Annotated in this window: 13 protein-coding genes, 2 pseudogenes and 1 riboswitch; of the genes and pseudogenes, 7 read left to right on the forward strand and 8 right to left on the reverse strand. The window is 59.8% G+C overall.

From position 1 onward, the window contains the following. The first annotated feature begins 30 nt into the window (after positions 1 to 30). Positions 31 to 1092, forward strand: a complete 1062-nt coding sequence (locus FHX15_RS17405) for a LacI family transcriptional regulator (protein WP_210290746.1) — start codon at positions 31 to 33, stop codon at positions 1090 to 1092. Here the strand turns inward: FHX15_RS17405 and FHX15_RS17410 are convergent. The 8 genes and pseudogenes from FHX15_RS17410 to FHX15_RS17445 all read right to left on the reverse strand — a co-directional run bounded on the left by FHX15_RS17410 (position 1089) and on the right by FHX15_RS17445 (position 9541). After that, the gene (locus FHX15_RS17410) at positions 1089 to 2336 is read right to left on the reverse strand and encodes an adenylate/guanylate cyclase domain-containing protein (protein WP_184399227.1); all 1248 of its coding nucleotides are present in this window, start codon (positions 2334 to 2336) and stop codon (positions 1089 to 1091) included. The genes FHX15_RS17405 and FHX15_RS17410 overlap by 4 nt on opposite strands. 102 nt (positions 2337 to 2438) lie before the next feature. Further along, positions 2439 to 3413, reverse strand: coding sequence for a class 1b ribonucleoside-diphosphate reductase subunit beta (nrdF, locus tag FHX15_RS17415; RefSeq protein WP_184399293.1), 975 nt, complete (start codon positions 3411 to 3413; stop codon positions 2439 to 2441). Between the two features lie 15 nt (positions 3414 to 3428). Continuing rightward, complete coding sequence (nrdE, locus tag FHX15_RS17420; protein WP_184399229.1) at positions 3429 to 5597, reverse strand: class 1b ribonucleoside-diphosphate reductase subunit alpha; 2169 nt, start codon at positions 5595 to 5597, stop codon at positions 3429 to 3431. Next, on the reverse strand, positions 5576 to 5977 hold the full coding sequence (gene nrdI, locus FHX15_RS17425; RefSeq protein WP_184399231.1) for a class Ib ribonucleoside-diphosphate reductase assembly flavoprotein NrdI: 402 nt from the start codon (positions 5975 to 5977) through the stop codon (positions 5576 to 5578). Before nrdI ends, nrdE begins: the two co-directional genes overlap by 22 nt. A 13-nt stretch (positions 5978 to 5990) precedes the next feature. Next, complete coding sequence (nrdH, locus tag FHX15_RS17430; protein WP_184399295.1) at positions 5991 to 6212, reverse strand: glutaredoxin-like protein NrdH; 222 nt, start codon at positions 6210 to 6212, stop codon at positions 5991 to 5993. 265 nt (positions 6213 to 6477) lie between these two features. Further along, a riboswitch (cobalamin riboswitch) is annotated at positions 6478 to 6705 on the reverse strand. A gap of 157 nt (positions 6706 to 6862) precedes the next feature. Then, a pseudogene (locus FHX15_RS31480) lies at positions 6863 to 7009 on the reverse strand (hypothetical protein); the annotation flags it as partial. 18 nt (positions 7010 to 7027) lie between these two features. Further along, positions 7028 to 7207: pseudogene (locus FHX15_RS31485) on the reverse strand (hypothetical protein); the annotation flags it as partial. A gap of 18 nt (positions 7208 to 7225) precedes the next feature. Next, complete coding sequence (locus FHX15_RS17445) at positions 7226 to 9541, reverse strand: heavy metal translocating P-type ATPase (RefSeq protein ID WP_184399234.1); 2316 nt, start codon at positions 9539 to 9541, stop codon at positions 7226 to 7228. Positions 9542 to 9612: 71 nt separating this feature from the next. On the opposite strand from FHX15_RS17445, the gene FHX15_RS17450 reads away from it, so the two are divergent. The 6 genes from FHX15_RS17450 to FHX15_RS17475 all read left to right on the forward strand — a co-directional run bounded on the left by FHX15_RS17450 (position 9613) and on the right by FHX15_RS17475 (position 15307). Further along, positions 9613 to 10035, forward strand: a complete 423-nt coding sequence (locus FHX15_RS17450; protein ID WP_184399236.1) for a MerR family transcriptional regulator — start codon at positions 9613 to 9615, stop codon at positions 10033 to 10035. A gap of 38 nt (positions 10036 to 10073) precedes the next feature. Beyond that, entirely contained in the window at positions 10074 to 11285 is a 1212-nt protein-coding gene (locus FHX15_RS17455; RefSeq protein WP_184399239.1) for a TIGR03862 family flavoprotein, read from the forward strand. 233 nt (positions 11286 to 11518) lie between these two features. Continuing rightward, entirely contained in the window at positions 11519 to 12478 is a 960-nt protein-coding gene (locus FHX15_RS17460) for a helix-turn-helix domain-containing protein (RefSeq protein WP_184399241.1), read from the forward strand. A 168-nt stretch (positions 12479 to 12646) separates the two neighbouring features. Continuing rightward, positions 12647 to 14155, forward strand: a complete 1509-nt coding sequence (adh, locus tag FHX15_RS17465) for an aldehyde dehydrogenase (protein WP_184399244.1) — start codon at positions 12647 to 12649, stop codon at positions 14153 to 14155. 73 nt (positions 14156 to 14228) lie between these two features. Then, a complete protein-coding gene (locus tag FHX15_RS17470) occupies positions 14229 to 14624 on the forward strand; it encodes a DUF779 domain-containing protein (RefSeq protein ID WP_184399246.1) in 396 nt (131 codons plus the stop codon). A gap of 86 nt (positions 14625 to 14710) precedes the next feature. Beyond that, on the forward strand, positions 14711 to 15307 hold the full coding sequence (locus FHX15_RS17475) for a DJ-1/PfpI family protein (RefSeq protein WP_184399248.1): 597 nt from the start codon (positions 14711 to 14713) through the stop codon (positions 15305 to 15307). Positions 15308 to 15474: the final 167 nt, after the last annotated feature.

The following is a 15474-nucleotide window of genomic DNA, read 5'->3' on the forward strand; positions in this document are numbered from 1 at the left end:
TGTTATGGTAGCCGCGATCCCCGGCACGGAATGTCCTCAGTGACTGAATCGCCTCAACTGCAACGCGGTGAAAATCCGGATGGCACGCAAAAGCGTGGCAAGCCGACATTGCGCACCATCGCGACGTTGACCGGTCTTGCGGTAACGACCGTCTCCCGTGCACTCAGCGACGCACCGCAAATATCGATCGAGACGCGCGAACGCGTCCACCGCATCGCCCGCGAGATCGGCTATCTGCCGGACCGGGCGGCCCAGCGCTTGAAGACGGGTCGCACCAATGTCATCAGCATCCTTCTCGATCCGCACCAGGAAGTGGTCGGCTTCGGCACCGCCATCATGTACGGCATCGCCAAAGCGCTGAAGGAAACCTCCTACCACCTCGTCGTCGCCCCGAATTTCCTGTCGACGACGGACCTCGAAGCGGCGGAATATATCGTCCGCAACAATTTCGCCGACGGCCTGATCTTCACGCGGACAGAGCCTTTCGACGCGCGGGTACGGATGCTGCAGGAAGTCGGCTTTCCCTTCGTATCGCATGGTCGCACGGAGTTTTCGACGCCGCATCCTTACGTCGATTACGACAATTACGCCTTCGCCTATGAAGCTACCCGGCGGCTGATCGCCAAGGGCAGGAAGAGAGTCACCGTCATCATGCCGCCGAAGCGGCTGACCTTCAGCCAGCACCTTCTCCATGGCTTTATGACCGCCGTCCGCGAGGCCGGTGTCGCCTACGAAATATCGGAAGCGGTCACGCTCGATTCACCAGCCAATGACCTCAGGGGTTTCTTCCGCACCCGCGCGGCTGCACCCGACGTTCCCGACGGCTTTGTCTGCCCGGGTGAAGTTTCTGCGCTGGCACTCGTCAGCGCCATGAGCGATGCCGGCCTCGTGCTCGCTGAGGACTATGATATCGTCGCCAAGGAGACATCACATCTCCTGACGCACCTGCAGCCGAAGATCGAAACCATCTATGAAGATCTGGTCGAGGCGGGAGAACATCTCGGCCATATGCTGCTTCAGCGTATCAACAATCAGACAGCGGAAAACCAGAGCCTGCTGCTGCCGCCGCAGATCAATTTTCCGGTCGCCTAAGCCGCGTTACGGCCATCTATCGGCTTTTCGCGGAAAGCGAAGACTTCGACCGGCTCCCCAAGCCCGCGCAAAGGAAAAGTGCCGAGATTTTCCATCTCTTCCGTGCAGGTCGCCATCTCAACGAAAGCGCGAGATAAAAGCACCGGCCGCTTGACCTCCTTGGTTAAGGTTTCAAGCCGCGAAGCGACATTGACCGCAGGGCCGATGACCGTGAAGTCCAGCCGACGGCGCGAACCGATATTGCCATACATGACGTCGCCGACGTGGACGCCAACGCCGTAGCGTAAGGGATCACGGCCGAGGCGCAGATGCTGCTCATTCAGTTTCGCCATCGCCTCCTGCCCCTCGCGGATCGCCGTCAGCAGATCATGGCAGGCCGAAGGCTTCGATAGCGGGAAGATGGCGAGCAATCCGTCGCCCATGAACTTCAGGATTTCGCCGCCGTGCCGTTCGATCGGATCGGACATGGCATCGAAATAATCGTTGAGCAGATGAATGACGTCATCACGCGGCCAGAGGTCGGAGATCGCCGTGAAATCGCGCAGGTCGCAGATCATGATCGCCGCGCCGACGGTCGTGCCGCTGCCGCGGGTAATGACGCCGGAGAGAATCTGTTCGCTTGCATGCGGCCCCACATAGGTCTGCAACAGCGTACGCGCCATGATGTTCTTCAGCCGGATTTCACTGACCAGCGTCAGGGCGGGCAGAAGATCGCCCAGGAAATCCACGTGTTCGCTTGTAAAACCACCTGGCCGCTTGGTCGAGAAGGTGACGACGTGTCGCTTTTCGAACGTGTGATCGATCGGCCAAGCGATATATTCGGAGTAACCGTCGTCGCGCAATTCCTGGTAGAAGGGATAGTCGTCAGCTTCCCACAAATCCTCCAGGTTTTTCCGCACCTCATTGGCTCCGCTATGGATCTCGTTGACCGGGCTGTTGAGGAATTGCGGCGTGGTCTCCACCCCGTAGGCAAAGGTGTCGATCTTTGCCTCTTCCATGCCTTCTAACCACAGGATGCGGGCGCCAATCCATTGCGGATGGTTCGTACGGAAATGCAAGCTCGACCGGTTCACCGGCACGCCGGCTGCCAGCAGCCGCTTGCACATCTCCACCAAGATATTGTCGATGAAACGCTCGTTGCGGGTCTCGTTGATCAGCCAATCAAGAATCCGGCGCCTGCGGATTGGCCAGACGCCTTCGGCAGCTTCGCTTGCCGGATCAGTCGCTTCGAAAGAGGACCTCATAAAAAACTCCCGCTACGCCACATTCAACGAATACACCCGGCTGAATGTGGGCGATAGCGGACCGAATGATAAGAGGCTTAAGAGGCTTCGCAAAGATAAATCTCAGAAATCCCAGTCTTCGTCTTCGGTCGCCACCGCCTTGCCGATGACGTAGGAGGAGCCGGAGCCCGAGAAGAAGTCATGGTTCTCATCGGCATTCGGCGAAAGCGCAGACAGGATCGCCGGATTGACTTTGCAAGCGTCTGCCGGGAACAGCGCCTCATAGCCGAGGTTCATCAGCGCCTTGTTGGCGTTGTAATGCAGGAACTTCTTGACGTCCTCAGTCAGCCCGACGCCGTCATAGAGCGCTTCGGTATATTTCGCTTCGTTGTCATAGAGTTCGAGCAGCAGGTCGAAGGCAAAGTCCTTGATCTCCTGCCGGCGCTCCTCGGAAAGCCTTTCAAGTCCGCGCTGGAACTTGTAACCGATATAATAGCCGTGCACGGCCTCGTCTCTGATAATGAGGCGGATCATGTCGGCCGTGTTGGTGAGCTTGGCGCGGCTCGACCAGTACATCGGCAGATAGAAGCCGGAATAGAAGAGGAAGCTTTCAAGGAAGACGCTCGCCACTTTCTTCTTCAGGGGATCGCTGGACGCATAGTGCTCCATGATCAGCGCCGCTTTGCGCTGCAGGAATTCGTTCTCTTCCGACCAACGATAGGCATCGTCGACATCGGGTGTCAGGCAGAGCGTCGAGAAGATCGAGGAATAGGAGCGAGCATGCACCGCTTCCATGAAGGAGATGTTAGAGAGCACCGCCTCCTCATGCGGCGTGACCGCATCCGCCATCAGCTTGACGGAACCGACCCCGTTCTGGATCGTATCGAGCAGCGTCAGCCCGGTGAAGACACGGATCGTCAGCTGCTGCTCGGCCGGCGTCAGCGTCCCCCACGAAGGAATGTCGTTCGACAGCGGCACCTTTTCCGGCAGCCAGAAATTTCCGGTCAACCGGTTCCAGACTTCGAGATCCTTGTCGTCCTCGATGCGGTTCCAGTTGATGGCACGCACGCGGCTGACCGGCTTGAATTGCATGTTCATCATTATCTCCGGTAGTTAGAGCGTACAAGACACGCAGCCCTGCACCTCGGTGCCGGACAGCGCCATCTGGCGAAGGCGGACGTAGTAGATCGTCTTGATGCCCTTCTTCCAGGCATAGATCTGGGCGCGGTTGATGTCGCGCGTCGTTGCGGTGTCGCGGAAGAACAGCGTCAGCGACAGGCCCTGGTCGACATGCTGGGTCGCGGCCGCATAAGTGTCGATGATCTTTTCCGGGCCAATCTCGTAGGCATCCTCATAATAATCGAGATTGTCGTTCGTCATGAACGGCGCCGGATAATAGACGCGGCCGATCTTGCCTTCCTTGCGGATCTCGATCTTCGAGACGATCGGATGGATCGAGGAGGTCGAGTGGTTGATGTAGGAAATGGAGCCCGTCGGCGGCACCGCCTGCAGGTTCTGGTTATAGAGGCCGGAGACCATCACGACCTTTTTCAATTCAAGCCAGTCTTCCTGCGTCGGGATATGAATGCCGGCATCGGTAAACAGCGCCTGCACCTTCTCGGTCGCCGGCTTCCACTCCTTCTCGGTATATTTGTCGAAATAGTCACCCGAGGCATATTTCGAATTCTCGAAGCCCTTGAAGCTTGCGCCACGTTCGACCGCCAGACGATTGGAAGCGCGCAGTGCGTGATAGGTCACCGTGTAGAAATAGATATTGGTGAAATCGATGCCTTCTTCGGAACCATAGTGGATGTGCTGGCGGGCGAGGTATCCATGCAGGTTCATCTGGCCGAGGCCGATCGCGTGGCTATCGTCATTGCCCTTCTCGATCGACGGAACCGAGGAGATATGGCTCATGTCGGAAACGGCCGTCAGCGCGCGGATCGAGGTCTCGATCGTCTTGCCGAAATCGGATGAATCCATCGCCATGGCAATGTTGAGCGAGCCGAGATTACAGGAAATATCCTTGCCCATCGTCTTGTAGGAAAGGTCGTCGTTGAACTCGCTCGCTTCACTGACCTGCAGGATTTCCGAGCAGAGGTTGCTCATGCTGATGCGCCCGGCAATCGGGTTTGCCCGGTTCACCGTATCTTCGAACATGATGTAGGGATAACCGCTCTCGAACTGGATTTCGGCAATCACCTGGAAGAATTCGCGCGCCTTGATCTTCTTCTTGGTGATGCGGGCATCCGCCACCATCTCGCGATACTTTTCCGTTACGGAGATTTCGGTGAAGGGCACGCCATAGACCCGCTCCACGTCATAGGGCGAGAAGAGGTACATATCCTCATTGTTCCTGGCGAGTTCGAAAGTGATATCAGGCACGACGACGCCGAGCGACAGCGTCTTGATGCGGATCTTCTCGTCGGCATTTTCGCGCTTGGTATCGAGGAAGCGCATGATATCGGGGTGATGCGCGTTGAGATAGACCGCGCCGGCGCCCTGCCGCGCACCAAGCTGGTTGGCGTAGGAGAACGAGTCTTCCAGCAGCTTCATGACGGGGATGATGCCGGAAGACTGGTTTTCGATCTGCTTGATCGGGGCACCCGCCTCGCGGATGTTCGTCAGCGACAGCGCCACGCCACCGCCGCGTTTGGAGAGCTGCAGCGCCGAATTGATGGAGCGGCCGATCGATTCCATATTGTCTTCCACACGCAGCAGGAAGCAGGAGACGAGTTCGCCGCGCTGCTTCTTGCCGGCATTGAGGAAGGTCGGCGTTGCCGGCTGGAAACGGCCGGAGATGATCTCTTCCATCAGATCGCGTGCGAGCTGTTCATTGCCTCTGGCAAGCGCGAGCGCCACCATGCAGATACGGTCTTCGTAGCGCTCTAGGTAGCGCTTTCCGTCGAAGGTCTTCAGCGTGTAGCTGGTGTAATATTTGAAGGCGCCGAGGAAGGTCGGGAAACGGAACTTCTTGGCATAGGCTTCGTCGAACAGGTCGCGGACGAAATTGAAGGAATATTGGTCGAGTACTTCCTGCTCATAATAGCCTTCGGTCACCAGATAATCGAGCTTTTCCCTGAGATTATGAAAGAACACCGTGTTCTGGTTCACATGCTGCAGGAAATATTGCTTGGCGGCCATGCGGTCCTTGTCGAGCTGAATTTTGCCCTCATCGTCATAGAGGTTCAGCATCGCGTTCAGCGCGTGATAGTCCAGCGCTTCCACGGCCTTTAGCGGTTTTGCGCCCGCATCCCGCGTCAGATTTGTCCCCGTGTCCAAAATCGTCCCATCCCGTCTTTGACATTGGCGACATCCTCGGCAGTCCCCAGGAGCTCGAACCGGTAGAGGTAAGGCACCTGGCACTTCTGCGAGATCACGTCGCCGGCAAGCCCGTAGGTCTTACCGAAATTGCTGTTGCCCGCCGCAATCACGCCGCGGATGTTGGAGCGGTTTTCCGCATCGTTGAGGAAACGGATCACCTGCTTAGGCACGGCCCCTTTTCCGCCGTCACCGCAATAGGTGGGCGAGATCAGCACATAGGGTTCGCGGATGTGGATGTCTTCAGCGCCGAGAGGAATGCGCGCCGCGCGCAGTCCCAGCCTCTCGACGAAACGATGGGTATTCTCGGACCGACTGGAATAGTAGACGATCAGGCCCACCGCTGTTCTCCAATCAGGAGAGGGCGCTGATCATGTCGGGACGGAAACCCGCCCAATGCTGTTCGCCGGCCACGACGACCGGGACCTGCATGTAGCCCATGCCGCGCACGCGATCGAGCGCGTCGGCATCCGCGGAAATATCGATGATTTCGTAGTCTACGCCCAGGCGGTCGAGGGCGCGGTAAGTAGCGGTGCACTGAACGCAGGCAGGCTTGCTGTAAACGGTAACGCTCATCATGTTCCTCGTGATATCAATGAATTTCAGACGCGGTACTGTCATCGGGCGCCTTGCGGCGTCCGGGGCAACGCTTGATGATGGTCTTGCAGAGTTGGCGTTTTACACGCCGAACATTCGTCCCTGCTGAAGCTGCGCGGGTGGCGGTTTTGATGCTCTCGACATGACTTCAAACCCCGACATGTTCATGCGGAAATTCCGGGGCAGCGCAACAGGTGCGGATCCGATCCGCCTGACATGCACGCGACCTTCCGGACACCCCGCCCGTGGACGTTTTGTTCAAGGCAGGTCTCCTGGCTTACGGGTCGAAACAACCTGCCCCCAGCCTTCCCAAGGCATCATGCCTCAGTGACCTGAAATCGGACAGTCGCTCGCCGCTTACAGTTGCGGGGGCAGCTCCGGCTTTGCTGCGCCTTCATGGCGAAACGCACCGTATTCCCATCTTAGCCCCTAATCCTTGCGAATCAGAGGAACCTTGAACGCTATATGTAGTAGCCCAATGAGCCGGAACGATCAACGACTTGTTGTGCCTCCCGTTGCGTGAGGTACTAGATAAAGGTCTGATCATGGTTAACGGTGGATTAATCAAGCTCGATCCGATGTCGTTGGGGATTAAGGATAGCCGAACTCTTGTCGGCCCTCCGTTTTTCCTATCGCCGAATCGGCCCAGCTGCCCGAAGTGCCTTCGCCGCGGCAACAATGTTGACCAGCGCCGGACGCACCTCTTCCCATTTGTGCGTTTTCAATCCGCAATCCGGATTGATCCAGAGCTGCCACTCGGTCAATCGCTCGCGCGCGCCAGCATCGAGCGAAACAGGACCGCTCTGCCAGCCATAGGCAGCGGGAACGGCTCCGACCATAACGGCTGTGTCGAGCACATGGTCGTAAAGCGAGAAATCATTGGAGGGGATGACGTCGATCCCCTTCAGCTCCGGATCAACAGACCCGAAGATCGACGATGCGGCAAGCAAGCACCTGCCACATCCAATCGTCAAGATGACATAAAGAAATTTTTATATCTTTATCCGCAACAGACGGAGGGCATTCATCGTCACCAGCACGGTCGCGCCCGTATCCGCAAGGATAGCCGGCCAAAGACCGGTAATGCCGGCGATAGTGGTAACGAGAAACACGGCCTTCAGCCCGAGAGCCATGGTGATGTTCTGGAAGATATTGCGCATGGTCCGTTTCGAAAGGTCGATCATGCGCGCCACATCGCCAACACGCCCGTGCAGCACCGCCGCATCCGCAGTTTCGAGCGCCACATCCGTGCCGCCGCCCATGGCGATGCCGACGTCGGCAGCAGCAAGAGCCGGCGCGTCGTTGATACCGTCGCCGACTTTGGCAACGAAAAGACCTTCGCGCTTCAATTCGCCGACGATGCGCTGCTTGTCCTGCGGCAGCAATTCGCCGCGCCAGTCGATGCCGAGATCGCCGGCGACGGCAGCTGCCGTGCGCTTGTTGTCGCCGGTCAGCATGATAGCGCGAACGCCTGCAGCCTTAAGCGTCGCGAGACCGCTTTTCGCATCCTCGCGTGGCTCATCGCGCATGGCAATCAAACCGGCAGCAACGCCATCAACAAGCAACACCGAGACGCTCTTTCCCGCGCCATTCAGCGCGGCAATCTGTTCATCCTGTTCAGTATTCAAGGCGTCCCTCTCCCGCGCAGCCGGAGGCGATAGCAGATCGAGCGTCTCGCCACCCACGTTGCCCGTCATGCCCTTGCCCGGCAGCGCCTCGACCTCGAAAGCCGGCGGCACTGGCGCGCCATCGGCTTTGGCGCGGTCGAGAATGGCAAGCGCCAGCGGATGGCTGGAGCCCTGTTCCAGCACCGCGGCGCGCGACAACACCTGCGCCTCCGAGCGCCCGTAGGAAACGATGTCCGTCACCTGCGGCTTGCCTTCCGTCAGCGTGCCTGTCTTGTCGAAGGCAACGGCCGTCACGTTGCGGAGCGATTCCAGGACCGCTCCGCCCTTCATCAGCAACCCGTGGCGTGCGCCGGCCGAAAGCGAGGCAGCAATCGCAGCCGGCGTGGAAATGACGAGCGCGCAGGGGCAGCCGATCAACAGGATCGCAAGGCCCTTGTAGATCCATTCGCCCCACGCCGCGCCCGCCAGCAGCGGCGGCAGGATCGCCACCAGAGCCGCCACGACGACAACGCCAGGTGTGTAATAACGCGAGAACCTGTCGATAAAGCGCTCCGTCGGCGCCTTGGATTCCTGCGCCTCCTCCACCAGCTTGACGACGCGGGCAATCGTATTGTCCTCGGCAGCGGCCGTCACGCGAACGCGCAATGCCGCATCGCCATTGACCGTACCGGCAAAGACGGTCTCGCCGGCACCCTTGCGTACTGGCGTGCTTTCGCCCGTCACCGGCGCTTCGTCGATGGCACTTTCACCGGACACGATTGTGCCGTCCGCAGAAATCCGGTCTCCCGGCCGCACGAGAATGATCGAGCCGACGGCAAGCGTTTCGGCTGGCACTTCGTTCACTTCGCCGACGGTTTCAAGCAGCGCATTCTTCGGCACCAGCGCCGTCAGCGACTGGATGCTGGCGCGCGCCTTGCCAGCGGCAACGCCTTCCAGCAGCTCACCGACGAGGAACAGGAAGACGACCGTCGCCGCCTCTTCGCCGGCATTGATGATGACGGCACCGACGGCCGCAATCGTCATCAGCATTTCAATGGAAAAGGGAATGCCGGCAAGCGCCGCCATAGTGGCGCGCTTGGCGATCGGAACTAACCCGACCAGCATGGCAATGACGAATGCATGGGAGGCGATCGACGGGACCAGATGACCCACCACATAGGCCGCCGCCAATGCCGCACCGGAAAGGATCGTCAACCGGCCCTTCTTGCTCTGCCACCACGGACCGGTCATCGGCCCATGATCATGGCCGTGCAGTCCTTCGATTTCCTCGGCACCATGCGAATGCCCATGACGGGAATGATCATGACTCGCATGATCGTGATCATGGCCTTCATCGGAGTGGTCATGATGCTCGTGCCCGGCATGATCATGCTGATCGTGGTCGTGATGATCGTGCGCATCGTCATGATCCTTATGCGCGTGATCGTGAGTACCTTTAGGTTTCTGAGCAGGCGCCTTACCCTTGAGTGGAGCGACGGAATAACCGAGGCCAGTTACCTTCTTCTCGATCGCCGTCAGATCGCTGCTGCCATCATGGCGCACTGTCATCGTGCCCGCCGTCACCGAGACGGAGACGTCCTCGACACCGTCCATACGCCTGACTGCGGTATCGATTTTCGTTGCGCAAGCGGCGCAATCCATGCCGCCAACCCTGTACCGCACCTGCGCTGCTTCGCTCATCAAGTAAATCCTTGCTTGTAGGCAGCACTCTTCCTACATCCTCTAGCGACTAGAGGTGCAAGAGGAAAATCATGAGAAAGATCACTATCGGCGAAGCCGCCCGTCAGAGCGGCGTCAAGGTGCCGACGATCCGCTACTATGAAGACATCGGCCTGCTTGCCAAACCCAGCCGCAGCGAGGGAAATCAGCGCTCCTATGAGCCGGCACATCTTAAGCGCCTCGCCTTCATCCGCCACGCGCGCGAACTCGGCTTCGAGATAGAAGCAATCCGCACGCTGCTTCACCTGCAGGACGATCCGCATCAGTCCTGCGCTTCCGCCGATGCCATTGCCAAGGCCCGCCTCATAGAAGTCGAACAGCGTATCCGCAGCTTGAAAGCGCTGAAAGCGGAACTGGAGCAGATGGTCGAGAGCTGCTGCCACGGCCGCGTCGATCAATGCCGGGTCATCGAAGTGCTCGCCGACCACGGCAAGTGCCTGCATCCGCGTCACTGACACTTGCGCTTGAGTTTTACCCGCTTCAAGAAGACGCAATGGAAAAGAAGACGATTGCGATCATCGGCGGCGGTCCCGCAGGCTTGTCAGCGGCCGAAATATTATCGGAAGGCGGCCATGCCGTCGCTGTCTATGACGCGATGCCGACCTTCGCCCGCAAGTTTCTGCTCGCCGGCAAGTCGGGCCTCAACATCACGCATTCGGAAGAGTACGACCGGTTCGCCACTCGCTTCAACGACGCCAATGTCAGTCTCCGCCCGGCCCTCGATGCCTTCACTCCGGCCGATATCCGCACCTGGGCGGCCGGACTCGGCACAGAAACCTTCGTCGGCTCGTCCGGCCGCGTCTTCCCCAATGTCATGAAGGCGTCGCCGCTTCTGCGCGCCTGGCTCGCCCGGCTGGAAGCCCGCGGCGTCAGCTTCTTTACACGCCATCGCTGGACCGGCTTCGAGGACGGCGGACATAGTTTCGAAACGCCGGACGGGCGCAAAACCATTTCCTGCGATGCCACATTGCTCGCGCTTGGCGGCGCCAGCTACCCCCGGCTCGGCTCCGATGCGGCCTGGGTGCCGACGCTTGTCGATCGCGGTATTACAATCGCTCCATTCCAGCCCGCCAATTGCGGTTTCGACGTCGCCTGGAGCGATCTCTTCCGCGAACGCTTTGCCGGCGAGCCTGTGAAATCCGCCACGGCAACCTCCTCCGCGGGCACATTTCCCGGTGAATTCGTCATCACCAGCCACGGCATAGAGGGAAGCCTTGTTTATGCGCATGCTGCCGCCCTGCGCGATCGTATGCTCGGCGAAGGCACGGCATTCTTGAGCCTTGATCTCGCCCCCGGCCGCACGCTGGATCGCCTTGCCCGCGACCTTGCCCGGCAGGATACGAAATCGAGTTTCTCCAACCGGCTGCGCAAAGGCGCCGGCCTCGACGGCGTGAAAGCCGCATTGCTACGCGAACTGACGCTGGAGGCCGACCGCAACGATCCGCAAAAGCTCGCCGCTGCCATCAAAGCACTGCGGGTCCCGCTTTTGCGCCCGCGTCCGGTCGCCGAGGCCATCTCGTCAGCCGGCGGCATCGCCTGGAATGAGATTGATGAACACTACATGCTGAAACATCTCCCCGGCATCTTCGCCGCCGGAGAGATGCTGGATTGGGAAGCGCCGACCGGCGGCTACCTGCTCACAGCCTGTTTCGCCACGGGCCGTGCCGCGGCGAGAGGCATCGAAAGCTGGCTCAGCCTCGAGTGAAGGCAAAAGTCGGCATGCGGATTGAGGAAGTGGATTTCGAACGTGTGGCCGCCGACCGGCCAGGGTCGCGCACCAGCTGATGGAGCGGCATGAGCAGCGGGGCCCACTGTCTCAGAAATGCGACACTCGCCATCCGACAAATTCGATCCATGCAATCCACCGCCATGCCGGTCCGATTGCAAAGACGCTGCATTTAAATCAGAATGTGCGCAAGTTCCGTGGGAGGAGCCTTCATGCACGAACAATCCGCTCATGCGGAACATGTCTATACGTGCGCCCAGCAACACTCGGCTGCGGCCAGTTCGCCGATTGTGGCTTCATGGCGCCGTTGCATGACCATGTATCAGCTTGCGCCAGAAGAAAAACGCGCGCCACTGCGTCTCACGGACCAGGAATTCCGCCTTGCGCGCGAGGAATCCGAACAATTGATGACGGATGCCCGCGAGGAACTCGATCGGCTTTTCACGACGGTCGGTAAGGCCGGCTGCTGTCTGCTGTTGACGGATCGTAACGGCATAGCGCTGGAGCGCCGCGGTGCTGTCGGCAATGACAAGGAATTCCACGATCTAGGCCTCTGGATAGGCTCAGTCTGGACCGAAGCGAGTATCGGTACCAACGGCATCGGCACAGCCCTTGCCGATGGGCGTTCCGTCGCCGTCTTTCGCGACCAGCACTTCTTCTGCTCCAACATCAAGCTGAGCTGCACCACCGCGCCGATCCGCGATCACCGTGGGAACCTCGCTGCCGCCCTCGACATCTCCACCTGCCGCGATGACGTCAACGAGATGACGCTCACCATTCTCTCGCAAGCCGTGCGGGATGCCGCGATGCGCATCGAACTCAATCTGTTCCGTTCCGCTTTCGCCGGCGCCCGCTTCGTCATGGTCCCGGCCGGTGCCAATTCCGTCAATGCATTGCTGGCCGTCGACCGCCATGACCTCGTTCTCGGCGCCACGCGCGCCGCTCGCCTAGCCCTCAAGCTTGACGACAGCCATATTGCCGCCGGCATCCCCGCCTCCGATGCGCTGCATGAAGGCCGGGTCTCGCAGGAAGAAGAAATGGCGGAGGCGGAAAAGGCCGCTCTCCTGCGGGCGCTGTCCCGCACCCATGGCAATGTCTCCCAGGCTGCCACAGCCCTTGGCATTAGCCGCGCCACGCTGCACCGAAAGATGAAGAAGCTCGACCTGCACTGACGCGGGACGATAGGTTCGATCACCATGTCGTAGCGGTGCGGGAACCTGTCGCAGCTCTGCGACACTGTGCACTGCGGTATTGGTGAGCTCCCCTATCCCCCCGGGCAAAAGCGACACAGAGTCCCCCCACTGGTTCATTCCGGAACCTGATCATCAAGGGAGGATGACATGCTTCATCAAAAAATCGTCGAATCGCCGTTCAAGCTGAAATACGGCAACTATATCGGCGGCGAGTGGCGCGACCCGATCGGCGGCAAATATTTCGACAACGTCACGCCCGTCACAGGCGGTAAGCTCTGCGAAATCCCGCGCTCCGATGAAAAGGATATCAACGCAGCACTCGATGCCGCCCATGCCGCCAAGGAAAAATGGGGCCGCACCTCCACCACCGAGCGCGCCAACATCCTCATGAAGATCGCCCAGCGCATGGAAGACAAGCTGGAGCTTCTGGCCCAGGCCGAAACCTGGGACAACGGCAAGCCGATCCGCGAAACCATGGCCGCCGATATCCCGCTCGCCATCGACCACTTCCGCTATTTCGCCTCCTGCATCCGTGCCCAGGAAGGGACTATCGGCGAAATCGACCACGATACCGTCGCCTATCACTTCCATGAACCGCTCGGCGTCGTCGGCCAGATCATTCCCTGGAACTTCCCGATCCTGATGGCTGCCTGGAAGCTGGCACCGGCTCTTGCCGCCGGCAACTGCGTCGTTATCAAACCGGCCGAACAGACACCCGCCTCCCTGCTTCTCTGGGCAGAAATCGCCGGCGATCTCCTGCCGCCCGGCGTGCTCAACATTGTCAATGGCTTTGGTCTCGAAGCCGGCAAGCCGCTCGCATCCAGCCCGCGCATTGCCAAGATCGCCTTTACCGGCGAGACGACGACAGGCCGCCTCATCATGCAATATGCCAGCCAGAGCCTCATTCCGGTCACGCTGGAACTCGGCGGCAAGTCGCCCAACATCTTCTTTGCCGATGTGGCGGCTGAAGACGACGATTACTTCGACAAGGCGCTCGAAGGCTTCGCTATGTTCGCGCTGAACCAAGGCGAAGTCTGCACCTGCCCCAGCCGCGCTCTCATCCAGGAGTCGATCTATGACCGCTTCATGGAACGGGCCGTCAAACGCGTCGAAGCCATCAAGCAGGGCAACCCGCTCGACCCGGCAACGATGATCGGCGCTCAGGCCTCCACCGAACAGATGGAAAAGATCCTCGCCTACCTCGACATCGGCAAACAGGAAGGCGCGCAGGTGCTTGCCGGCGGTTCGCGCAGCGATCTGGGCGGCGAATTGTCTGAGGGCTATTACATCAAGCCGACCATCTTCAAGGGCCACAATAAGATGCGTGTGTTCCAGGAAGAAATTTTCGGCCCGGTCGTCTCGGTCACCACCTTCAAGGATGAGAAGGAAGCGCTCGAAATCGCCAATGACACGCTCTATGGCCTTGGAGCCGGTGTCTGGACCCGCGACGCCAACCGGGCCTATCGCTTCGGCCGGGAAATCCAGGCCGGCCGCGTCTGGACCAATTGCTATCACGCCTATCCGGCCCACGCGGCCTTTGGTGGCTACAAGCAATCCGGCATCGGCCGTGAAACGCACAAGATGATGCTCGACCACTACCAGCAGACAAAGAACATGCTGGTCAGCTACAGCCCGAAGAAGCTCGGCTTCTTCTGAGAGGCGATCAATCGTGCTACTATCGAGCCTCCTCCCTTTACGGGGAGGAGGTATTGTCTTGGAGGAGGCAATCATGGAACAGACGATCAATCGCGAACCACGCGTGCTCGCCACCGATGCAGCGCTCGACCTCATCAAAGAAATCCAGAGGGATTATCCTGATATCCTCTTCCACCAGTCCGGCGGCTGCTGCGACGGCTCCTCTCCCATGTGCTATCCCACGGACGATTTCATCGTCGGCGACCAGGATGTGAAGCTCGGGGAGATCGGCGGCGTGCCCGTCTATATCAGCGCCAGCCAATTCGAGGCCTGGAAGCACACGCAGCTCATCATCGATGTCGTGCCTGGCCGAGGAGGCATGTTTTCGCTCGATAACGGCCGCGAGAAGCGTTTCCTCACCCGTTCGCGCCTGTTCGGTGGCGGCGAGGCTTGTGCCATTCCCGATGTCAGGGTGCGAGCGACGACCTGATCGGCCGCTCCTGTAGTATTCCCTTATTACCCGCGATCCGCGATCCTTTGTTAAAGTCCATCTGTTGGTTTTTACGGGAGGAAGAAATGCCAGCGAGCAAGATCCTGATGATCACAGGCGATTTCACTGAAGATTACGAAACCATGGTACCGTTCCAGACGCTGCTTGCCTGCGGCTATACGGTCCATGCCGTTTGCCCCGGCAAGACTGCCGGCCAGACGGTCGCTACCGCCATACATGATTTCGAAGGCGACCAGACCTATTCCGAAAAGCGCGGCCATAATTTCGCGCTGAATGCCACTTTCGAAAGCGTGCGCGCCGAAGATTACGACGCGCTCGTCATTCCCGGCGGCCGCGCACCGGAATATCTGCGCCTCAATCCCGATGTCATCAAGGCTGTGAGGCATTTCTTCGATGCCAATAAGCCGGTTGCAGCAATCTGCCACGGCGCCCAGCTTCTGGCGGCTGCAGGCGTCCTGAAGGACCGCACCTGCTCGGCCTACCCCGCCTGCCGCCCGGAAGTGGAACTGGCTGGCGCCACCTACGCCGACATCGCCATCACCGATGCGGTTTCCGATGGCAATCTCGTCACTGCACCAGCCTGGCCGGCCCATCCCTCGTGGCTGCGCCAGTTCATGACGGTGCTCGATGCGGCAACGGTTCTGGAGACCAACGCCGCCTGAGCGGGCTAGAGCGTCGGGGGGGGGGGGGGGGGGGGGGGGGGGCGGGGGGGGGGGGGGGGGGGGGGGGGGGGGGGGCGTCCATGCGTGTCATCTCCAGCTTAAATCTTCCGGCCGAATATAAAGCGCTCCGGTTTCGCCGCAAGCACCTTGCAGCTCAAGGATAACAA

It is taken from the genome of Rhizobium sp. BK650, from assembly GCF_014195325.1.
GTDB lineage: Bacteria > Pseudomonadota > Alphaproteobacteria > Rhizobiales > Rhizobiaceae > Rhizobium.

Coding starts and splice junctions, on each gene's coding strand:
- nrdF (WP_184399293.1), bottom strand. CDS start 3,413: ATGAACATGCAATTCAAGCCGGTCAGCCGCGTGCGTGCCATCAACTGG.
- FHX15_RS17475 (WP_184399248.1), top strand. CDS start 14,711: ATGCCAGCGAGCAAGATCCTGATGATCACAGGCGATTTCACTGAAGAT.
- FHX15_RS17455 (WP_184399239.1), top strand. CDS start 10,074: ATGGAAAAGAAGACGATTGCGATCATCGGCGGCGGTCCCGCAGGCTTG.
- FHX15_RS17460 (WP_184399241.1), top strand. CDS start 11,519: ATGCACGAACAATCCGCTCATGCGGAACATGTCTATACGTGCGCCCAG.
- FHX15_RS17445 (WP_184399234.1), bottom strand. CDS start 9,541: ATGAGCGAAGCAGCGCAGGTGCGGTACAGGGTTGGCGGCATGGATTGC.
- FHX15_RS17410 (WP_184399227.1), bottom strand. CDS start 2,336: ATGAGGTCCTCTTTCGAAGCGACTGATCCGGCAAGCGAAGCTGCCGAA.
- nrdH (WP_184399295.1), bottom strand. CDS start 6,212: ATGAGCGTTACCGTTTACAGCAAGCCTGCCTGCGTTCAGTGCACCGCT.
- FHX15_RS17470 (WP_184399246.1), top strand. CDS start 14,229: ATGGAACAGACGATCAATCGCGAACCACGCGTGCTCGCCACCGATGCA.
- FHX15_RS17450 (WP_184399236.1), top strand. CDS start 9,613: ATGAGAAAGATCACTATCGGCGAAGCCGCCCGTCAGAGCGGCGTCAAG.
- adh (WP_184399244.1), top strand. CDS start 12,647: ATGCTTCATCAAAAAATCGTCGAATCGCCGTTCAAGCTGAAATACGGC.
- FHX15_RS17405 (WP_210290746.1), top strand. CDS start 31: ATGTCCTCAGTGACTGAATCGCCTCAACTGCAACGCGGTGAAAATCCG.